The sequence below is a fragment of the Micromonospora sp. NPDC007208 genome (assembly GCF_042869175.1).
GTDB lineage: Bacteria > Actinomycetota > Actinomycetes > Mycobacteriales > Micromonosporaceae > Micromonospora > Micromonospora foliorum.
Genome location: NZ_JBIAFG010000018.1, coordinates 1 through 17,417, shown reverse-complemented (window position 1 = coordinate 17,417; position 17,417 = coordinate 1). Strand labels below are relative to the sequence as shown.

General features: G+C 73.3%; 17 protein-coding genes and 3 tRNA genes. 12 read left to right on the top strand and 8 right to left on the bottom strand.

What is annotated here, in order from left to right; translation table 11 throughout:
* The first annotated feature begins 20 nt into the window (after positions 1–20).
* The gene (locus tag ACFYL6_RS27875; protein ID WP_387175883.1) at positions 21–488 is read left to right on the top strand and encodes a winged helix-turn-helix domain-containing protein; all 468 of its coding nucleotides are present in this window, start codon (positions 21–23) and stop codon (positions 486–488) included.
* Between the two features lie 64 nt (positions 489–552).
* On the opposite strand, the gene ACFYL6_RS27870 is transcribed toward ACFYL6_RS27875, so the two are convergent.
* The 3 genes from ACFYL6_RS27870 to ACFYL6_RS27860 form a co-directional block, all read right to left on the bottom strand.
* A tRNA-Val gene (locus ACFYL6_RS27870) sits at positions 553–627 on the bottom strand.
* A gap of 13 nt (positions 628–640) precedes the next feature.
* A tRNA-Cys gene (locus ACFYL6_RS27865) sits at positions 641–711 on the bottom strand.
* A 34-nt stretch (positions 712–745) separates the two neighbouring features.
* A tRNA-Gly gene (locus tag ACFYL6_RS27860) sits at positions 746–818 on the bottom strand.
* Positions 819–1,206: 388 nt separating this feature from the next.
* Here ACFYL6_RS27860 and ACFYL6_RS27855 point away from each other — a divergent pair.
* From ACFYL6_RS27855 to ACFYL6_RS27845, 3 genes are all read left to right on the top strand, one after another.
* The gene (locus ACFYL6_RS27855) at positions 1,207–1,809 is read left to right on the top strand and encodes a TetR/AcrR family transcriptional regulator (protein ID WP_387175671.1); all 603 of its coding nucleotides are present in this window, start codon (positions 1,207–1,209) and stop codon (positions 1,807–1,809) included.
* An 82-nt stretch (positions 1,810–1,891) separates the two neighbouring features.
* Positions 1,892–2,473 (top strand): TIGR03086 family metal-binding protein, encoded by a 582-nt coding sequence (locus ACFYL6_RS27850; RefSeq protein ID WP_387175669.1) that lies wholly within the window; start codon positions 1,892–1,894, stop codon positions 2,471–2,473.
* A 140-nt stretch (positions 2,474–2,613) separates the two neighbouring features.
* The gene (locus ACFYL6_RS27845; RefSeq protein ID WP_387175667.1) at positions 2,614–5,544 is read left to right on the top strand and encodes a M36 family metallopeptidase; all 2,931 of its coding nucleotides are present in this window, start codon (positions 2,614–2,616) and stop codon (positions 5,542–5,544) included.
* A gap of 80 nt (positions 5,545–5,624) precedes the next feature.
* Here the strand turns inward: ACFYL6_RS27845 and ACFYL6_RS27840 are convergent, their stop codons facing one another.
* Entirely contained in the window at positions 5,625–6,518 is an 894-nt protein-coding gene (locus ACFYL6_RS27840) for a hypothetical protein (RefSeq protein ID WP_387175665.1), read from the bottom strand.
* 150 nt (positions 6,519–6,668) lie between these two features.
* On the opposite strand from ACFYL6_RS27840, the gene ACFYL6_RS27835 reads away from it, so the two are divergent.
* The 5 genes from ACFYL6_RS27835 to ACFYL6_RS27815 all read left to right on the top strand — a co-directional run bounded on the left by ACFYL6_RS27835 (position 6,669) and on the right by ACFYL6_RS27815 (position 11,197).
* Positions 6,669–7,337, top strand: a complete 669-nt coding sequence (locus tag ACFYL6_RS27835; protein ID WP_238658161.1) for a methyltransferase — start codon at positions 6,669–6,671, stop codon at positions 7,335–7,337.
* Positions 7,338–7,346: 9 nt separating this feature from the next.
* Complete coding sequence (locus tag ACFYL6_RS27830) at positions 7,347–8,537, top strand: cytochrome P450 (protein WP_387175663.1); 1,191 nt, start codon at positions 7,347–7,349, stop codon at positions 8,535–8,537.
* 22 nt (positions 8,538–8,559) lie between these two features.
* Positions 8,560–9,408, top strand: coding sequence for a polysaccharide deacetylase family protein (locus ACFYL6_RS27825; protein ID WP_387175661.1), 849 nt, complete (start codon positions 8,560–8,562; stop codon positions 9,406–9,408).
* A gap of 89 nt (positions 9,409–9,497) precedes the next feature.
* Entirely contained in the window at positions 9,498–10,430 is a 933-nt protein-coding gene (locus tag ACFYL6_RS27820; RefSeq protein WP_387175659.1) for an ABC transporter ATP-binding protein, read from the top strand.
* On the top strand, positions 10,427–11,197 hold the full coding sequence (locus ACFYL6_RS27815) for an ABC transporter permease subunit (protein WP_387175657.1): 771 nt from the start codon (positions 10,427–10,429) through the stop codon (positions 11,195–11,197). The genes ACFYL6_RS27820 and ACFYL6_RS27815 overlap by 4 nt, the downstream gene beginning before the upstream one ends.
* 37 nt (positions 11,198–11,234) lie before the next feature.
* On the opposite strand, the gene ACFYL6_RS27810 is transcribed toward ACFYL6_RS27815, so the two are convergent.
* Genes ACFYL6_RS27810 through ACFYL6_RS27795 form a run of 4 tightly spaced genes read right to left on the bottom strand, consistent with a single transcriptional unit; the run spans position 11,235 to position 15,396 of the window.
* The gene (locus ACFYL6_RS27810) at positions 11,235–11,912 is read right to left on the bottom strand and encodes a response regulator (protein ID WP_387175655.1); all 678 of its coding nucleotides are present in this window, start codon (positions 11,910–11,912) and stop codon (positions 11,235–11,237) included.
* Positions 11,912–13,483, bottom strand: coding sequence for a sensor histidine kinase (locus ACFYL6_RS27805; protein ID WP_387175654.1), 1,572 nt, complete (start codon positions 13,481–13,483; stop codon positions 11,912–11,914). Before ACFYL6_RS27805 ends, ACFYL6_RS27810 begins: the two co-directional genes overlap by 1 nt.
* Before the next feature lie 54 nt (positions 13,484–13,537).
* The gene (gene bioD / locus ACFYL6_RS27800; RefSeq protein ID WP_238660882.1) at positions 13,538–14,263 is read right to left on the bottom strand and encodes a dethiobiotin synthase; all 726 of its coding nucleotides are present in this window, start codon (positions 14,261–14,263) and stop codon (positions 13,538–13,540) included.
* On the bottom strand, positions 14,260–15,396 hold the full coding sequence (locus tag ACFYL6_RS27795; protein ID WP_387175652.1) for an 8-amino-7-oxononanoate synthase: 1,137 nt from the start codon (positions 15,394–15,396) through the stop codon (positions 14,260–14,262). The genes bioD and ACFYL6_RS27795 overlap by 4 nt, the downstream gene beginning before the upstream one ends.
* A 167-nt stretch (positions 15,397–15,563) precedes the next feature.
* Here ACFYL6_RS27795 and bioB point away from each other — a divergent pair, with 167 nt between their 5' ends.
* Genes bioB through ACFYL6_RS27780 form a run of 3 tightly spaced genes read left to right on the top strand, consistent with a single transcriptional unit; the run spans position 15,564 to position 17,268 of the window.
* Positions 15,564–16,559 (top strand): biotin synthase BioB, encoded by a 996-nt coding sequence (gene bioB, locus ACFYL6_RS27790; protein WP_366607275.1) that lies wholly within the window; start codon positions 15,564–15,566, stop codon positions 16,557–16,559.
* Between the two features lie 5 nt (positions 16,560–16,564).
* Complete coding sequence (locus ACFYL6_RS27785) at positions 16,565–16,756, top strand: hypothetical protein (protein WP_387175650.1); 192 nt, start codon at positions 16,565–16,567, stop codon at positions 16,754–16,756.
* 5 nt (positions 16,757–16,761) lie between these two features.
* Positions 16,762–17,268, top strand: coding sequence for a GNAT family N-acetyltransferase (locus ACFYL6_RS27780; RefSeq protein WP_387175648.1), 507 nt, complete (start codon positions 16,762–16,764; stop codon positions 17,266–17,268).
* Positions 17,269–17,417: the final 149 nt, after the last annotated feature.

The following is a 17,417-nucleotide window of genomic DNA, read 5'->3' as shown; positions in this document are numbered from 1 at the left end:
ACGTGTCGGTGCGCGAGCGGATGGTCCGCCGCCTGGACGGCCTCGGCACCCTGGTGATCTGCACCGACCTCGCGGAGTTGCAGGCGATGATCGGCGGGCCGATCATCAGCGGGCCGGCCCGGCCCTCCACCACCGCGCCCGTACCCGCAGCCGCTGCGGCCGCAGTCGCTCCCGCCGTCGGCGGGGCCGGTCGGATCAGCCTCGGTGACCTCACCATCGACCCGCTCGACCACCGGGTGACGTGGCGCGGAGAACCGCTGGCCCTGACCCGACTGGAGCGCAACCTGCTCACCCAACTCGCCACCGCACCGGTCGGGGTCTGGACGTACGAGAGGCTCTTCGAATCGGTCTGGGGCTGCGCTTTCCTCGGCGACACGTCGAGCCTGCACTCGGCCGTGAAGCGGCTACGTCGCAAACTGCACGCCGTCGACGACACCCTGCGCGTGCACACCGTACGGGGAATCGGGTACCGGCTCAGCGTCGACTGATGACCGTCGCGCCACAAGCGGAACGGCTCGTCACCGGGTCTTCCGGTAACGAGCCGTTCTCCTCTGGTGGGCGATACTGGGTTTGAACCAGTGACCTCTTCCGTGTCAAGGAAGCGCGCTCCCACTGCGCCAATCGCCCGTGCTTGTTGCCGAGGTGGGGACGGGATTTGAACCCGCGTACACGGCTTTGCAGGCCGTTGCCTCGCCTCTCGGCCACCCCACCGAGGTTGCCCCCGTCATGCGTGGCGGCAGCTCCGAGCGGACGACGGGATTCGAACCCGCGACCCTCACCTTGGCAAGGTGATGCGCTACCAGCTGCGCTACGTCCGCACGCCCCCGGACGTTCCCGGGTGACGGATGAGAACTTTAGCCGAGCCGGTGTTTGACTGCCAACTCGGGGTCGCTTCGGCGCGTCCCGGGGGGCCGGGGCTGGACCGGAGCCACACCCAGCGGGCTTCCTAGGGGGCTGATCCGGTGCCCGGATTCAGCACGGACGGTCACACTCCGACATCACTAGGCAATGATCGTCATCATCGCGTCGCATGCGCGACCATCGACGTCTCCGCAGCCCGACACCGGGCAGCGGACCTCGATGAACACTCTCCGTGGAAACGACCGACGACACCCGAAGGAAGTGTCCGGCTTCCGACTGTCACCGCGCGGATCGGCGCGTGGTGGTAACTGTTCGTGTTCAGTCGGATGGGCTACGGTAACGGTCGTGACGAGACGTGCGGCCGAGATCCGCCTGGATGCCCTGCTGCGCACCGCCTGCGACGTGATCGTGGAGCGCGGTCTGGCCAACACCCGGACGGCCGACGTGGCGAATGCCGCGGGCGTGAGTCAGGCGTTGGTTTTCTACCACTTCGCCACCAAGGAGCGGCTGCTCGCGCAGGCCTTCGCGTACGCGGTCGAGCAGGATCTGGCCCGACTGGACGTGGTGACCCGCTCCTCAGCCCCACCGCTGACCAAGCTCCGCCGGATCCTCAAGCTCTACACCCCGGCCGGGCGGGCGACCTCCTGGTCGATGTGGATCGACGGCTGGTCCGAGTCGCTGCGTACCCCCGAGTTGGAGAAGGTCTCCCGCCGGCTCGACCTGCGCTGGCGGCAGGACCTGGCGGCGGTGATCACCGCCGGGGTGGCCGACGGCACCTTCCAGTGCGCCGACCCGGACGGGGCCGCCTGGCGGATCAGCGCGGTGATGGACGGCCTCGCCGTCCAACTCGCCGTGCACGACCGGGTGATCTCCCGCCGGCAGTTCGGCGAGTGGGTCCGGCTGGTCACCGCCCGAGAGCTCGGTCTGGACCCGACCGACCTGGACTGAGCCGGGCAACCAGCACCAATCCCCCGCACCAGGCCGGGCAAAACGGACTCGGCCCGCCCCGCCGACCGGAACAATCGGCAGCATGGATCTCCTGGAGGCGTACCGCCGGAGCCTGGCCGAATTCATCGACCGGGTGGACCAGATCGAGCCCGGCCAGTGGTCCGACCCGACCCCCTGCTCGGACTGGGACGTCCGCACGCTGGTCAACCACGTGGTGACCGAGGACCGGTGGAGCGTTCCGCTGCTCGCCGGCCGGACCATCGACGAGGTCGGCGACCGGCTCGACGGTGACCAGCTCGGCGCCGACCCGATCGCGACGGCGCGGGAGGCCGCCGCGCAGGCCGAGATCGCCGCCACCCACCCCGGCACCATCGACCGCACCGTGCACCTCTCCAGCGGCGACACCCCGGCCGCCGAGTACCTTCGGCAACTCCTCGCCGAGCACCTCGTGCACGGCTGGGACGTGGCGGTGGCGATCGGCGCCCAGCCGCGGCTCGACCCGGACGCGGTGCACGCCGCCGCCCAGTGGTTCGCCGGCCAGATCGACGCCTACCGGAGCAACAAACTGGTCCACACCGGCGTACGGGTGCCCGACGACGCCGACGAGCAGGACCACCTGCTGGCCGCGTTCGGCCGCGACCCGGACTGGGCGCCGAACGACTGACCACATCTCGATCTGTCGGTGCGATAGCGGCTCTGGACCTTGCCGCGACCTCGGGAGACTGATATCCACAGATGCGCATGCGTCACCGCGCATCTGTGGTCGGCGACTCGCCGGCCATCTCGCTCCCACGAGGAGGTCCCGTGCCACAACCGGAGTGGTCACCCCCGATGAGCCGGCGTCGACGCCGGCTCATCGCCATCCTGGCGACAACGGCGACGGTCGCCGCGCTGCTCCCCACCGGCGTGAGCACCGCGGCCCCCACCGGCGGCGCGGCGTCCGCCGAGCGCCGGTCCGGGCCGTTCGCCGAGGGGCACGCGCCCGCCGACGCCGACAACCGCGCCGGTACGGCGGCACCCGACGCCCGCCAACGCGGCATGGCCCGCGCCGTCGACACCGACGTCCGGTGGAACCGGCTCGGCACCCCGCAGGCGCTCGGCCCCGGTCGCACCCCGCTGGCCAGCGGGCTGCCCGCCGATCCGGAGGCCGCCGCCCGCGCCTACCTGGCCGCCAACCGCGACCTGTTCGGCATGGACGCCGCCGCGGTGGCCAGCATGGAACGGGTGCTGGTCCGGCCGATCGGCAGCGGCACCGTGGTCACCCTCCGGCAGCGCTTCGGCGACCTGCCCGCCGGGCCGGACGGCCTCGTCACCCTCGCGGTCGCCGACGGCGCGGTGCTCTCGGTCAGCTCCTCGCTGGCCCGGAACACGAACGCGCCAGCGCCGGCCACCCGCAGCGCCGAGCAGGCGTATGCTGCCGCGCTCGCCGACGCCAAGCTGACCGCCGACGCGGTGGCCAGCCACACCATCCGGTCGGTGGCCGTGCCCACCCCGCTGGACGGGCCACGGGCCGCCTACGAGGTGACCATGATCGGCGCGGACACCGAGCACCCGGCCGCGTTCACCAGCTACGTGGACGGCAGCACCGGGCAGGTGCTGGTGCGCGAGGACCTCGTCGACTTCGACTCCGACAACCCGAGCTGGGCGGTCTTCCCGGCCACCCCACCCCGCGACCTCGGCCCCGGGCAGGACCCCCGGGTGCGTTGGTGCGGCGACCCGAGCCCCGGCTGCCAGGCCGCCTTCCGCGACCCGGCCACCGGCCAACCGTGGGACGTCGACGCGGCCACCGGCACGCCGACGTTCACCTCGCGCGGCAACTCGGCCAACACGGTGCTGTCCTGGGGCGCGAACACCCCGGTCGTGCCGGCCCCCACCAGCCCGGAACGCCGCTACGAGTACCCCTTCACCGACCAGTGGCACCAGGCCCGGTGCAACCCCGGAGTGTTCACCTCCGCCCAGCGCAACGACGCGGACGCGTCGATCGCCAACCTCTTCGCCATGCACAACCGGATGCACGACTGGTCGTACCAGCTGGGCTTCACCGAGTCGGCGTGGAACCTGCAGGCGGTCAACCTCACCCCGTCCGGGCTGGGCGGTGACGCCGAGCAGGGCCGCGCCCAGCAGGGCGCGCTGACCGGCAACCGGAACAACGCCAACCAGGGCACCCCGCGCGACGGGTTGCCGCCGACCACCAACATGTACCTCTGGCAGCCGCAGGCGGGCGGGCCGTACCCGCCGTGCGTGGACGGCGACTACGACATGACGGTGATCGGTCACGAGTACACCCACGCGATCACCAACCGGATGATCGCCGGCCCGGACAGCGGGATCAGCGGCCACCAGGGCGGGTCGATGGGTGAGTCGTGGGGCGACCTGCTCGCCGCCGAGTACCTCTTCCAGCACGGGCTGCGCGCGCCCGGCGAGACGCCCTTCATCACCGGCGGCTACGTCACCGGCAACCTAGTCAGCGGCATCCGCAACTACGACCTGAGCCGCAGCCCGCTCAACTACTCCGACATCGGCTACAACACCGCCGGCCCGGCCGTGCACGCCGACGGGGAGATCTGGGGCGCCACCAACTTCCGGGTCCGCTCCGCCCTGGTCAAGCGGTACGGCCTCGGCACCCCGCAGCGGCAGCTCGACTGCGCACAGGGGAAGGTCGCGGCGGACCAGTGCCCGGGCAACCGGCGCTGGTCGCAGCTGGTCTTCGACTCGTTCCTGCTCCAGGCCGCCAGCCAGGTCAGCATGCTCGACATGCGGGACAACATGCTCACCGCCGACCTGCTCCGCTTCGGCGGCGCGAACCAGGACCTGATCTGGGCCGAGTTCGCCCGTTCCGGGATGGGCCGCGACGCCGCCACCAACGGCGCCGGCGACACCGACCCGACGCCGAGTTTCGCCTCGCCGCGCGGTGGCAACGCGACGCTCACCCTGCGTCCGCGCGGGGACAGCGCCGACGCGCCGATCCGGGTGTACGTGGGGGCGTACGAGGCGCGGGCCGTGCCGGTGGCCGACACCGATCCGGCGACGCCGATCCCGGACACCGTGGAGATGGTGGCCGGCACGTACGACCTGCTCGCGGTGGCCCCCGGCTTCGGGCACCAGCGGCTCAGCGTGGTCGCCAAGGCAGGTCAGGACGGTTACGTCGACCTGCGGATGAGCCGCAACCTCGCCTCCGCCGCGTCCGGCGCCACCGTCACCGGCGACGGGGTCAACCTGGACCGGGTGGTCGACGACACCGAGGCCACGAACTGGGCCTCCCTGGACGGGGTCGCCGGCCGGCAGCTCACCGTGGCGCTGCCCGGGGACGCCCCGCAGACGGTCAAGCGGGTGAACGTCAGCGCGATGCTGCGCCCGGCGATCACCGGTGACGCCGACACCGGCGCCCAGAACGCGCTCAGTGCCCTGCGCTCGTTCGCGGTGTCCGCCTGCAACGCGACCACCACCGACTGCGCGGACCCGGCGCGCTGGCAGCGCATCTACACCAGCGCGGGGGACGCGTTCCCCGGCGGGGCGTACCGGGCGTACAGCCGCGACATCAACCTGCGGACGTTCGCGGTACCCACCACCCTCGCGACGCACCTGCGCCTCGAGGTGTTGGCGAGCCAGTGCACCGGCGGCCCGAACTACGCGGGCGAGCAGGACGACGACCCGGCCACGACGACGGACTGCGCGACCGCCAGCCCGGCCCGCAGCCAGGTCAGGATCGCCGAATTCCAGGCGTTCTCGAAGTGACACCGTGGGGCCGGCGGGTATCCGCCGGCCCCACGGCCCCCGATCAGCGCCGCCGGACCGTTCCCAGCGCGGGCCCCCGATCAGCGGCGGGCCGGTCGCCGCCAGGGGTCGGCTACCGCCGGACGCTCCCAGCGCCGGTCCACCGGCGGGTCGTCGGTCTCGTCGGCGTCCCCGGCCGTGGCCCGGGTCAGGTGCCGCAGCCGCAGCAGCAGCCCCATCCCGAGGAAGAGCAGCAGCCCGCCGAGCAGGAACGCGGCCTGCACCACACCGAACGCGCCGGACTGCGAGACCGGGCGACTGGCCGCCGGCGGCGCGGCGTCGGCCGGGTACTCCGCCACCGGCTCCTCGGTCGCCGCACTCTCGTCCTCGGCCGGCGCACTCGCGGATTCGGTGGGCTCCGGCGGGGTCGCCGTCGGCTTCGGCGTACCGGTCGCGGCGCCGCCCAGCCCCACCACCGAGCGGGTGGCGGTCTGCCGGGCCAGCAGGCGCAGGTTGGCGTCGTACGCCTCGGCGGCGAGGGTGACCCGCCCCTGGGTGACGTCCTCGGCGAAGGCCACCCGGTAGCGGGCGGTGACCGTGCGGCCCGGGCAGAGCGTGCCGGGGTCGAGCTGCCGGTCGGTCAACCGGGCCACGTCACCCTCGGTACGGATCTCCAGCGGAAAGTCGCCGGTCTCCTCCACCCGGTCCATCTTCACCTGGTCGAGCCGGAGGCCCTGCACGCTGAGCACCATCGACCAGCGCACCTTCGCGCACCTGGCGCGCCGGTCGGTCTGGGAGACCACCGCGGAGATGGTCCGTACCTGCTCGCCGGCCGTGAACCGTCCCGGCAGGCCGCTCATCTCGGTGGTGAAGGCCGCCTGTGCCGGGGCGGCCACCGCCAGCTCCACCCCGCTCAGACAGGCCAGCACCACCCCTGCCCTCAGCGCATACCGCCACACCGTCACCACCGCCGTCCTCCGTTCGGTTGCCTCCACCCCGCAACGCTAGAAGCGGTGCAGCGGCGGAACCAGACGGGTGTGTTCGCACCGGACGGCAAGGACAGGGCGGGTTTTCACCGACCGTGGTGAACCGGTCACCACTCCCCCGCGACACGCCGGAAGTCGGCCCGCTGGGAGAATCACGCCGTGTCCGAGCTCTCCAGCACCTTCGTCCGGCTGCACGCCCGGCTGGCCCCGGTCCCCTTCGTTCCCGAGGTGCGGCTGCACCAGGCGGACGAGCCGATCGGGCTGTGGGAGCTGACCGAGGGCGAGTTCTCCAGCGACCGGCCGCCGCCGTTCTGGGCGTTCGCCTGGGCCGGCGGGCAGGCCCTCGCCCGCTACGTGACCGACCACCCGGAGCTGGTCGCCGGCCGCCGGGTGCTCGACCTCGCCTCCGGCTCCGGCCTGGTGGCCATCGCCGCCGCCCGCGCCGGCGCGGCGTCGGTGCGGGCCGTCGAGGTCGACGAGCTGGCGGTGGCGGCGGTCGCCCTCAACGCCGAGGCCAACGGGGTACGCGTCGACGCCGAGTTCGGCGACATCCTCGACGGCGACGCCGGGGACGCCGAGGTGGTGCTCGCCGGGGACGTCTTCTACAGCGAGGCGATGGCCCGCCGGGTCCTGCGGTTCCTGTTGCGCGCCGCCCGGGCCGGCGCGCCGGCGCTGGTCGGTGACCCCGGGCGGGCGTTCCTGCCCCGGGACCGCTTCGACGAGGTGGCCGCGTACGACGTACCGGTGCCGGAGGCGCTGGAGAGCGTGCGGGTGAAGCGCACCACCGTCTGGCGGCTGCGAGCGGGGTTGCCGGGGGCCGCCGGCTAGCGTGTCCGGGTGCTGTTCCGCAGCTGGGCGCAGGTGGCCGACCCCGCATGGCCGGACGTGGCCCGGGTGCCGGACCACGTCGGCGGCACCCACCTGGTCGTGACTCGGCACGCGCTGGTCCGCGAGGTCCTCGCCGACCCGGTCACCTACCGGCCGGACAACGCGCTGGACGCGGTGACACCGATGCCGGTGACCGCGCTGCGGGTGCTCGCCGGGCACCGGTTCCGGCTGCCGCCGACCCTGGCGAACAACTCGGGCGTCAGCCACCCGCGGATCCGGGCGATCGTCGCGGCGGCGTTGCACCCCACCCGGGTGGCCGCGCAGCGACCCTGGCTCACCGCGCTGGTCCGGGACCGGGTCGCCCGGATCGACGCCACGCTCGACGCCGGCGAACCGGTCGACCTGTACGCGGACCTCGCCGCCGACCTGCCGCTGCTGGTGCTGGCCCGGCTGGTGGAGTTGCCGGAGGCGCCGGTGGGCGCGGTCAAGGAGTTCGCCCGCGCCGCGCTGGAGTTGTTCTGGGCACCGCTGGACGCCGATCGGCAGGTGGCGCTCGCCGCCGAGGTGGGCCGGTTCCACCGCGTACTGCGTGACTTCGCGGCCGTCGGCGGCGGGTTGGCCGCCGAGCTGCGCGCGGCCGGGCACCCGCCGGACGTGGTGGTCGGCGCGCTCTTCTTCCTGCTGGTCGCCGGGCAGGAGACCACCTCGCAGTTCCTCACCCTGCTGCTGCACCGGCTGGCCGGCGAGCCCGCGGTACGGGCCGGCCTGCGCACGGGCGAGGTCGCGGTGGCCGACGTGGTGGAGGAGGGGTTGCGGCTGGAACCACCGATCGTCACGTGGCGGCGGGTGGCGACGGCGGAGAGCACGCTGGGCGGCACGGAGGTGCCGGCGGGCAGCAGCCTCGTGCTGTGGCTGGGCCGCGCCGGTCGGGACCCGGCGGTCGTGGAGTCGCCCGACGAGTTCCGTCCGGGCCAGCGTGGGTCACGCCGACACCTGGCGTTCGGGGCGGGGGCGCACCGCTGTGTCGGGGACGTGCTGGCCCGGATGGAGGCGGCGGTGGTGGTGGCCGAGGCCGCGCCGCTGCTGGACAGGGTGACAGTGCTGCGCGAGCCCTGGTGCCCGGACAATCTCACCTTCCGGATGCCGGACGCGTTCGTGGTCCGCCGTTCCCCCGACGTCACCGGGCTGATCGGATCCTGATCCACTCGGTATGTTTCCGGGCGTGTCAGCCATCCCCACCCGTCGGATCCCTGCCGTCGTAACGCTTCTGGCGCTGCTGGCGTTGACCGCCTGCACAGTCGGTCCGGGCCACCCGGCCCACGCCCGGCAGGTCACCGCGGCCCAGCCGACGCTGTCCGCCCCGGCGCCGACCCCCTCGGCCGCACCGTCCGCGACCGCGAAGCCCGCGTTCAAGAGCCTGGCCTGGTACGTGTCCCAGGTGCCGACGTTTCCCGAGGCGCCGCCGCCGCAACCGGTGCCGCTGCCCGCGACCGGTTCGGCCCCGTTCTGGCACCGCCTGCCGACCGACCAGAAGGTCGCCTTCATCACCATCGACGACGGTGGACTGGCCCGCCCGCCGGGGGTGATCGACTTCATCTGGGAGGCGCGCATCCCGGTCACCATGTTCCTCAACTCACCGGCGGCGGCGGAGCACACCGACTACTTCCGGCAGATCGAGGCGGTGGGCGGGGTCGTGGAGAACCACACCATCAATCACAACTCGCTGGCCGGCCGGTCGTACGACTATCAGAAGCAGGAGATCTGCGGTGCGGCGGACAGGTTGGAGGGGCTGTTCGGCAAGCGGCCCACCCTGTTCCGGCCACCGTTCGGCGAGCATGACAGCACCACGCTGCAGGCCGCACACGACTGCGGCGCGAAGGCGGTCTTCCACTGGACCGAGACCGTCCACGAGGGGAAGGTGCGCTACCAGACCCCGGAGAAGGTGGTCCAGCCCGGCGACGTGCTGCTGATGCACTTCCGGCCGGCGCTGATGGACGACCTGCTCGCGGCGTTGAAGGCGATCCACCGGGCCGGGCTCACCCCGGCGCTGCTGGAGCAGTACGTACGGTGATCGGCCCGCCGCCGACCTGACGAAAGTCAGGGGTGGGTGGTGCCGTTCGGGCGCGGTGGGGCAGCGGGTCACCCGCCTAGCGTCAGCGCATGATCACATTACGTGGGTTGACGAAACGGTTCGGGTCGACAGTCGCGGTCGACGCGTTGACCGTCGACATCGCGCCCGGCCGGGTCACCGGCTTTCTCGGCCCCAACGGCGCCGGCAAGTCCACCACCATGCGGATGATCCTCGGCCTGGACCGTCCCACCGCCGGGCAAGCCCTGGTCGGCGGGCGCGCGTACCGGGAGTTACACCGGCCGCTGCACGAGGTGGGCGCGCTGCTCGACGCCCGGGCCATCCACCCGGCCCGGTCCGGTCGGGCGCACCTGCGGGCCATGGCGCACAGCAACGGCATCCCGACCCGCCGGGTCGACGAGGTGCTGGACGCCGTCGGGCTGGACGGACGGGCCGCCGCCAAGCCGGGGCGGACGCTCTCCCTCGGCATGGGTCAACGGCTCGGCATCGCCGGTGCGCTGCTCGGCGACCCGCCGGTGCTGATGTTCGACGAGCCGGTGAACGGCCTCGACCCGGACGGGGTGCGCTGGGTGCGGCAACTGATGCGCTCGCTGGCCGACGAGGGGCGGACGGTCTTCGTCTCCAGCCACCTGATGAGCGAGATGCAGCTCACCGCCGACCAGCTGGTGGTGATCGGCCGGGGACGGCTGCTCGCCGACGAGCCGATCGGCGAGGTGATCGCCCGCGGCACGGTCGCGGTCCGGGTCCGCAGCCCGCACCCGGACGGGCTGGTCGCGCTAGCCGCGCGCCTCACCGCCGCCGGGGCGACAGTCGAGACCGCCGACCGGAACGAGCTGACCGTCACCGGCGCCACCGCCGACCAGGTCGGCGACCTGGCCCACGAGCTGGGGGTACGACTGCACGGGCTGAGCGCGCACGCCGCGTCGTTGGAGCAGGCGTTCATGGAGCTGACCGCCGACAGCGTCGAGTACGCCGGTGGCCCGACCGGGGGTGGGGCACGATGAGCACCAGCACCCGCACTGGCGCCGTGGCCGCCGAGTGGACCAAGCTCTCCTCGGTGCGGAGCACCTGGTGGACGGCGCTGGCCGGGCTGCTGGTGATGGCCGCGAGCGCCGGCCAACTGGCCATCTACGCCGCGAACGACAACACCAACGACGACCCGACCGACGACCGGGGGATCGTCACCGTCGGCAGCGTGCTGATCGACTCGGTCGAGCTGACCCAGTACGTGGTGCTGGCGCTGGGCCTGCTCGCGATCACCGCCGAGTTCACCAGTGGCACCATCCGGACGACGTTGCAGTGCACCCCGTCCCGCGGTCGCGTACTGCTGGCCAAGGCAGCCGTCGCCGGGGCGGTCACCTTCGCGCTCGGGCTGCTGCTCGGCGGCGTCGGCACCCTGGTCGCCCGGCCGGTGCTCGGCGAGTGGGGCAGCGCCCCGGCCGCCGGCACGATCGGCGACATCGTGGCGGTGGCGGCCTACCTGGCGCTGGTCGGGGTCCTCGCGCTGGGCCTCGGCGCCGCGCTGCGCAGCGCGGTGCTCACCCTCACCGTGCTCCTCGCCACCCTGATGATCGTGCCGCTCTCCCTTCAGGAGCCGGACATCGACGTGCTGAACCGGATCGCCGACGTGTTCCCCGGCGTGTCCGGCGGGCACTTCCTGGCCGGCGACACCGCGCCGTACCCGCGTTTGGTCGGGTTGCTGCTGCTCGCTGGGTGGGCCGGCGCCGCGCTGCTGCTGGGCCGGGCCGCACTGCGCCGCCGCGACGCGTAGAACGCTGCCGGCTGAGCGGGGGCTGCCCGGCCCCCGCTCAGCCGTCGACCAACCCCGCCTCGTACGCGAGGATCGCCGCCTGCACCCGGTTGCGCACGTCCAGCCGGGTGAAGATGCTGGTCAGGTAGCTCTTCACGGTGCCCTCCACAAGGTGCAGCCGGCGGGCGATCTCGGCGTTGGAGAGGCCCGCCCCGACCAGGGCCAGCACCTCCCGTTCCCGCTCGGTCAACCCGGCCGTCCGGTCCCGGGCGGCGGGTCGACGGGCCAGCCGGTCGGCCCCCAGCTCGATCACCCTGCGGGCCACCCTCGGCGACAGGTACGCCCCACCGTCGGCGACGGCGTGCACACCGGCGATCAGCTCACGCGGGTCGCCGGCCTTGAGCAGGAACCCGCTGGCACCGTGCCCGAGCGCCCGGGCCACGTGGTCGTCCTCGCCGAACGTGGTCAACATGATCGTCGCGGTGTCCGGAACGACCCGGCGGATCTCGGCGGCGGCGGCCAGCCCGTCCAGCCGCGGCATCCGGATGTCCAGCAGCGCGACCCGGGGTCGGTGGGCACGGACCAGCTCCACCGCCGCGTGCCCGTCGCCGGCCTCGGCGACCACCTCGATGCCGGGGTCGCTGGCGAGAATGGCCCGGACGCCGGCCCGGATCATCGCCTCGTCGTCGGCCAGCACCACCCGGATCGGCGGTGCCGCCGCCGCGTCGGTGTCCACTAGGCGATCCACTCCTTGCTGACCAGCCGGCCATCGGTGAAACAGAGCCGCCAGGTCGGCTCCGCGAGGGGGAAGTTGCCGTCGGTGTAGTACTCGCAGCCGGCCTGGTCGACAGGTGTTGGGCGTTCCAACTGCCGCCGGGGCAGCCCGACCAGCTCCGACCGGGCCGCGCCGACGCGCATTTGCTCGAAGGTGGCCCGGTCCAGCACCGTCCCGGCGGTCGCCACCGGGTAGTAGACGAACGAGAGCACCAGGGCGAAACCGACAGGTGCGACGAGCGCCACCAGCAGACTGCGCCGAACCCGCCGCCGGGCGTCGTGCAACCGCCGCTCCGCATCCACCGGCCGCTCCGCCGCACCGGGCCGCTCGCCCGGCCGGGACGGCAGCCCGGTCTCGGCCGCCGACCCGATCGCCTCGGGGGACGGCGCGGTGGCCGGCAACACCGCCCGTACCGCGAAACCGCCGTCGGCGCGGTGGCCGGCATCGAGCGTCCCACCGGCGAGGCGGACCCGCTCGGCGAGGGCGAGCAGCCCACTGCCCTGCGACGGCGGGGCGGGCAGCGGCCCGGCCGGCGGAGCGTCGTTGACGACGCTCACCTCGACCCGGTCACCGTTGCGGATGAGGCGCACGTCGACCGGGGCGCCCGGCGCGTACCGGGCCGCGTTGGTCAGCGCCTCCCGGACGATCCGGTGCGCCGCGTGACCCGTCATCGCCGGTAGCTCCGCGACCGCCGGGGCGGCGTCCAGCCGTACCGTCATGCCGGCCTCCCGGGCACCGTCGACCAGGTCCGCGACGGTCTCCCCGCTCGGACGCAGCGACCCGCCCGCCTCCTCGCGGAGCACCCCGATGATCTCGTGCAGTCGCTCGGTCGCGGCGGAGACGCTGGCCCGCAACTCCCCCGCCGCGGCCCGGTGCCGGTCGTCCAGGTCGGCGGCGACCTCCAGGGCGGCGGCGCGCAACGCGATCAGGCTGAGGTCGTGACCGAGCGAGTCGTGCATCTCCCCGGCGATCCGGGCCCGCTCACGCAGCCGGATCCGCTCGGCGGCACCCCGCTGCTCGCGGGTCAGCGCGTCGACGTGCCGGCGACCGGCGTCGGTCAACTCCTGCTGCTGGCGGCGGTACCGGCCGACCAACCAGGGAAACACGGCGGCGAAGAGCAGCACCGAGGCGAGCAGGAACCAGGTGGCCGCGCCGGCGCCGAGCAGCCCCAGGTTGAGCGCCGTGCCACCGGCCGTGATCAGCACGAAGACCATGATCGCCGGACCCACGGTGGCGCTGCGCCGCCCGGCGAGATAACTGAAGACCGGAATGGCGAACACGAAGTTGCCATCGACCAACGACCCGAGCACCGCCAGCACCAGGGCGACCAACGGCTGACGTCGACTCGCCACCACCGCGACACCGAGCACGAGCAGCTTGCCGACCAGCAGCGGCAACACGTACCGCGAATAGGGCGGGCTGACCTCGGCATAACCCACCGGGGCGGCCACCACCGCCCAGAGCAGCACGTCCAGCAGCAGGCGACGCCGCCGGTGCAGCCAACCCGACGGCGCGGAGTCGAGAATCCGCACGGCGGTCAGGCTACCCACGCCCGACCTGCGCGGACACCGACGAAAGTCAGGTGTTCAGCCGCTCTCCTCGGCCCAGACCCGCCAGTCGTCGAGCACACCGTGCAGGGCCGGGGTGAGCCAACCCGGCGCGGACCGCCGGAACACACCGGGGTCCATCGCGCCCGCGCCGTCGGGCAGCGCGCCGAGCAGGTTCGGCACCAAATCGGTGAGGTTCGTCCAGTGCACCAGCTCCGGCCGGGCCGGCCAGGCACCGATCACCACACCGGCCGGCACCGCCCTGCGGTCCAGCGCCTCCAGGGTCAACGCGGTGTGGTTGAGCGTGCCCAACCCGGCGCGGGCGACCACCACCGCGGGCGCGCCGAGCGACACCGCCAGGTCGGCCATCGTCCACGGCTCACCCGACGGCCGCAGCCCCATCGGAACCAGCAGCCCACCCGCGCCCTCGATCAACACGAGGTCGTGCTTGTCGGCCTCCTCACGGACGGCGTCCACCGCCGCGTACAACTCCAGCGGCGGCAGGTCCGCGACCCGCGCGGCGGCCAACGGGGCGAGCGGATCCGGGTAGCTGGCCAGGGTCCGACCGGTCAGCGGCGCAGCCAGCCGGTTGACCGCGTCCACGTCGCCGGGCTCACCGCCGGCCGTACCGGTCTGACCCGGTTTGACCACCGCCACCCGCAACCCGGCAGCCTGCGCGGCAGCCGCGATCGCCGCGGTCACCACCGTCTTGCCAACCTCGGTGTCCGTCCCGGTAACCAGAACCGACCCCGCCCAGCCGGTCATGGGGCAGTCTCCACGATGACGTCCAGCGCCCGCTCGAACGCCGCCCGGGGCACCCCCGCGCTGACCGTGAGGCGCAGGCGGGAACGGGTGTCCGGGGTGGACGGTGGCCGGAAACAGCCCACCGCGACGCCCCGGTCCCGGCAGTCCGCGGCCCAGGCGGTCGCCGCCTCCGGCCCCGGGGCGGTCACCGAGATCACCGCCGCGTCCGGGGCGGAGACGGTCAGCCCGGCCGCCCGCAGTCGACCGACCGCCAGCCCCACCCGGTCGGACAGCTCGGCGCGCAGGTCGTCACCGGCCTGGGCGAGTCGCAGCGCGGCGTGCACACCGGCGGCGACCGCCGGCGGCAGTGCCGTGTCGAAGATGAACGTGCGGCCGGTCTCGACCAGGTGCCGAACGAACTCGGCCGGGCCGGCGACGACGCCACCCGCGCCACCGAGCGCCTTGGACAGGGTGGCGGTGACCACCACGTCCGGCTCGCCGGCCAGCCCGGTGGCCGCCACCGCGCCCGCGCCGGCCGGGCCGGTCAGGCCGAGCGCGTGCGCGTCGTCGACCAGCAGGAGCGCGCCGTGGCGGCGGGCCACCGCGTGCAGCCGAGCCAGCGGGGCAAGGTCACCGTCGACCGAGAAGACCGACTCGGTCACCACCACCGCCGGGCGGCCCGGAGCAGCCGCGAGCGCGGCGGCGACCGCGTCCACGTCGGCGTGCGGGGTGACCACCGTCTCCGCACCGGAGAGGCGGCAGCCGTCGATCAGCGAAGCGTGGTTGTGCGCGTCGGAGACGAGCAGCGTCCGAGGTTGGACGAGCGCCCGCAGCGCGCCGAGATTGGCCAGGTAGCCGGAGGAGAAGACCAGGGCGCCGTCGGTGCCCAGCCAGCGGGCCAGGTCCTCCTCCAGCGTCCGGTGCGCGTCGGTGGAGCCCCGGACCAGGCGCGACCCGGTCGCCCCCAGCCCGTACGCCGAGAGGGCCGCCGTGGCCGCGGCGGTGACCTCCGGGTGGGTCGCCAGGCCGAGGTAGTCGTTGCCGGCCAGATCGGTCATCTGATCGTGGGCCGGACGCGGATGCAGCCGCCGGGTCAGCCCGGCCTTCGCCCGCAGCTCCGCGCGGCGGTCGAGCGCCGCCAGCCAGTCCGCCACCGTCACCCTCCCCCGCTGTACGTGCCGGTCAGCCCGACACCCGCCGGGCGAAATTACCACCCGCCGCCACCGGCCCGACGATTCCACTCGGTGCGAGGTGCCGACCGGGCCGCCAGGTCATTCCGGCTGATCGGGGGCTCTCGCACAGGCCTAGTAGGGTACGAGCCATGCCAGAGATCCTCGACCAGGCCCGGACCCAGGTCCTGGGTGACGGTGTCGGCCTCGATCAGGCCGGCATCCTCGCCGTGCTGAACCTGCCCGACGAGCACCTGCCCGCCGCCCTCCAGCTCGCTCACGACGTGCGGATGCGCTGGTGCGGCCCGGAGGTCGAGGTCGAGGGGATCGTCTCGCTGAAGACCGGCGGCTGCCCGGAGGACTGCCACTTCTGCTCGCAGTCGGGCCTGTTCACCTCGCCGGTGCGCTCGGTCTGGCTGGACATCCCGTCGCTGGTCGAGGCGGCGAAGCAGACCGCCGCGACCGGGGCGACCGAGTTCTGCATCGTCGCCGCCGTCCGCGGCCCGGACGCACGGCTGATGAAGCAGATGCGCGAGGGCGTCGCCGCCATCAAGGCGGCTGTCGACATCCAGGTCGCCGCGTCGCTGGGCATGCTCAGCAAGGAGCAGGTCGACGACCTGGTCGACATGGGCGTGCACCGTTACAACCACAATCTGGAGACCTGCCGGTCGTACTTCCCCAACGTGGTCACCACCCACTCGTGGGAGGAGCGCTGGGAGACACTGCGGATGGTTCGCGACTCCGGCATGGAGGTGTGCTGCGGTGGCATCCTCGGCCTCGGCGAGACCGTCGAGCAGCGGGCCGAGTTCGCCGCGCAGCTCGCCGAGTTGAACCCGCACGAGGTGCCGCTCAACTTCCTCAACCCGCGGCCCGGCACCCCGCTCGGTGACCGCCCGGTGGTGGAGGGCAAGGACGCGCTGCGGGCCATCGCCGCGTTCCGGCTGGCCATGCCGCGCACCATCCTGCGGTACGCCGGTGGGCGCGAGATCACCCTCGGCGACCTCGGCACCCGCGACGGTCTGCTCGGCGGCATCAACGCGGTGATCGTCGGCAACTACCTGACCACGCTCGGTCGACCGGCGACGGCCGACCTGGAGCTGCTGGACGAGCTGAAGATGCCGGTCAAGGCTCTCTCCGCCACGCTGTGACGACCATGACGACGACGGCGCAGTGGTGCGACCGGTGCGGTGAGTCGGCGACGGCCACCGCCCACCCGGCCTGCGCGTCGGCCCGCCAGTTGGAGCCACCTCGGTTCTGCCCCCGCTGCCGACGTCGGATGAAGGTGCAGGTGCTGCCGGTGGGCTGGTCGGCGGTCTGCGTCGAGCACGGCGAGATCCGGGGCTGAGTCCGATGCTGCGGGGGCGGGCGGTGACACTACGACCGGCGACGGTCGCGGACGTGCCGGCCCTCGCGGCGATCCGGGCCGACCCGGAGGTACGCCGGTGGTGGCGGGGCGGTGACGACCTGACCGACTCCGTCCGCGCCGACCTCGCCGACGACGACCTACACGTGTACGCGATCGAGCACGACGGCCGGGTGATCGGCGCGATCCAGTGGTACGCCGAGGCGGACCCGGACTACCGGCACGCCAGCCTGGACGTGTTCCTCGACCCGGCGGAGCGCGGCGCCGGCCTCGGCGGTGACGCCATCCGCACCCTGGCCCGACACCTGATCGACGAGTACGGCCACCACCGCTTCACCATCGACCCGGCCGCGGCGAACAGCGCCGCCATCCGGGCGTACGCGAAGGTAGGTTTCCGCCCGGTGGGGGTGCTGCGCCGCTACGAGCGCGGCGCGGACGGCCGCTGGCACGACGGCCTGTTGATGGACCTGCTCGCCGACGATCTCGTGGAGTGACCCACGTACCCGGGATGCAGATCTTGGACAGTTACCGTCCGCGCGGAACTATTCAGTCCCATGACATCTGTCAGTGTTGAAGTCCCGATACATGTGTCAGTTGGTTGGGATCTTGGGTGTGCTGGTAGATGGTGCCTGGCATGGCTTCT

Bases quoted from the DNA above. Each gene is read 5' to 3' on its own strand.
- ACFYL6_RS27875 (WP_387175883.1), top strand. From the start codon at position 21: ATGGTCCGCCGCCTGGACGGCCTCGGCACCCTGGTGATCTGCACCGAC.
- ACFYL6_RS27850 (WP_387175669.1), top strand. From the start codon at position 1,892: ATGGATCTCCTGGAGGCGTACCGCCGGAGCCTGGCCGAATTCATCGAC.
- ACFYL6_RS27820 (WP_387175659.1), top strand. From the start codon at position 9,498: ATGATCACATTACGTGGGTTGACGAAACGGTTCGGGTCGACAGTCGCG.
- ACFYL6_RS27815 (WP_387175657.1), top strand. From the start codon at position 10,427: ATGAGCACCAGCACCCGCACTGGCGCCGTGGCCGCCGAGTGGACCAAG.
- bioD (WP_238660882.1), bottom strand. From the start codon at position 14,263: ATGACCGGCTGGGCGGGGTCGGTTCTGGTTACCGGGACGGACACCGAG.
- bioB (WP_366607275.1), top strand. From the start codon at position 15,564: ATGCCAGAGATCCTCGACCAGGCCCGGACCCAGGTCCTGGGTGACGGT.
- ACFYL6_RS27785 (WP_387175650.1), top strand. From the start codon at position 16,565: ATGACGACGACGGCGCAGTGGTGCGACCGGTGCGGTGAGTCGGCGACG.
- ACFYL6_RS27780 (WP_387175648.1), top strand. From the start codon at position 16,762: ATGCTGCGGGGGCGGGCGGTGACACTACGACCGGCGACGGTCGCGGAC.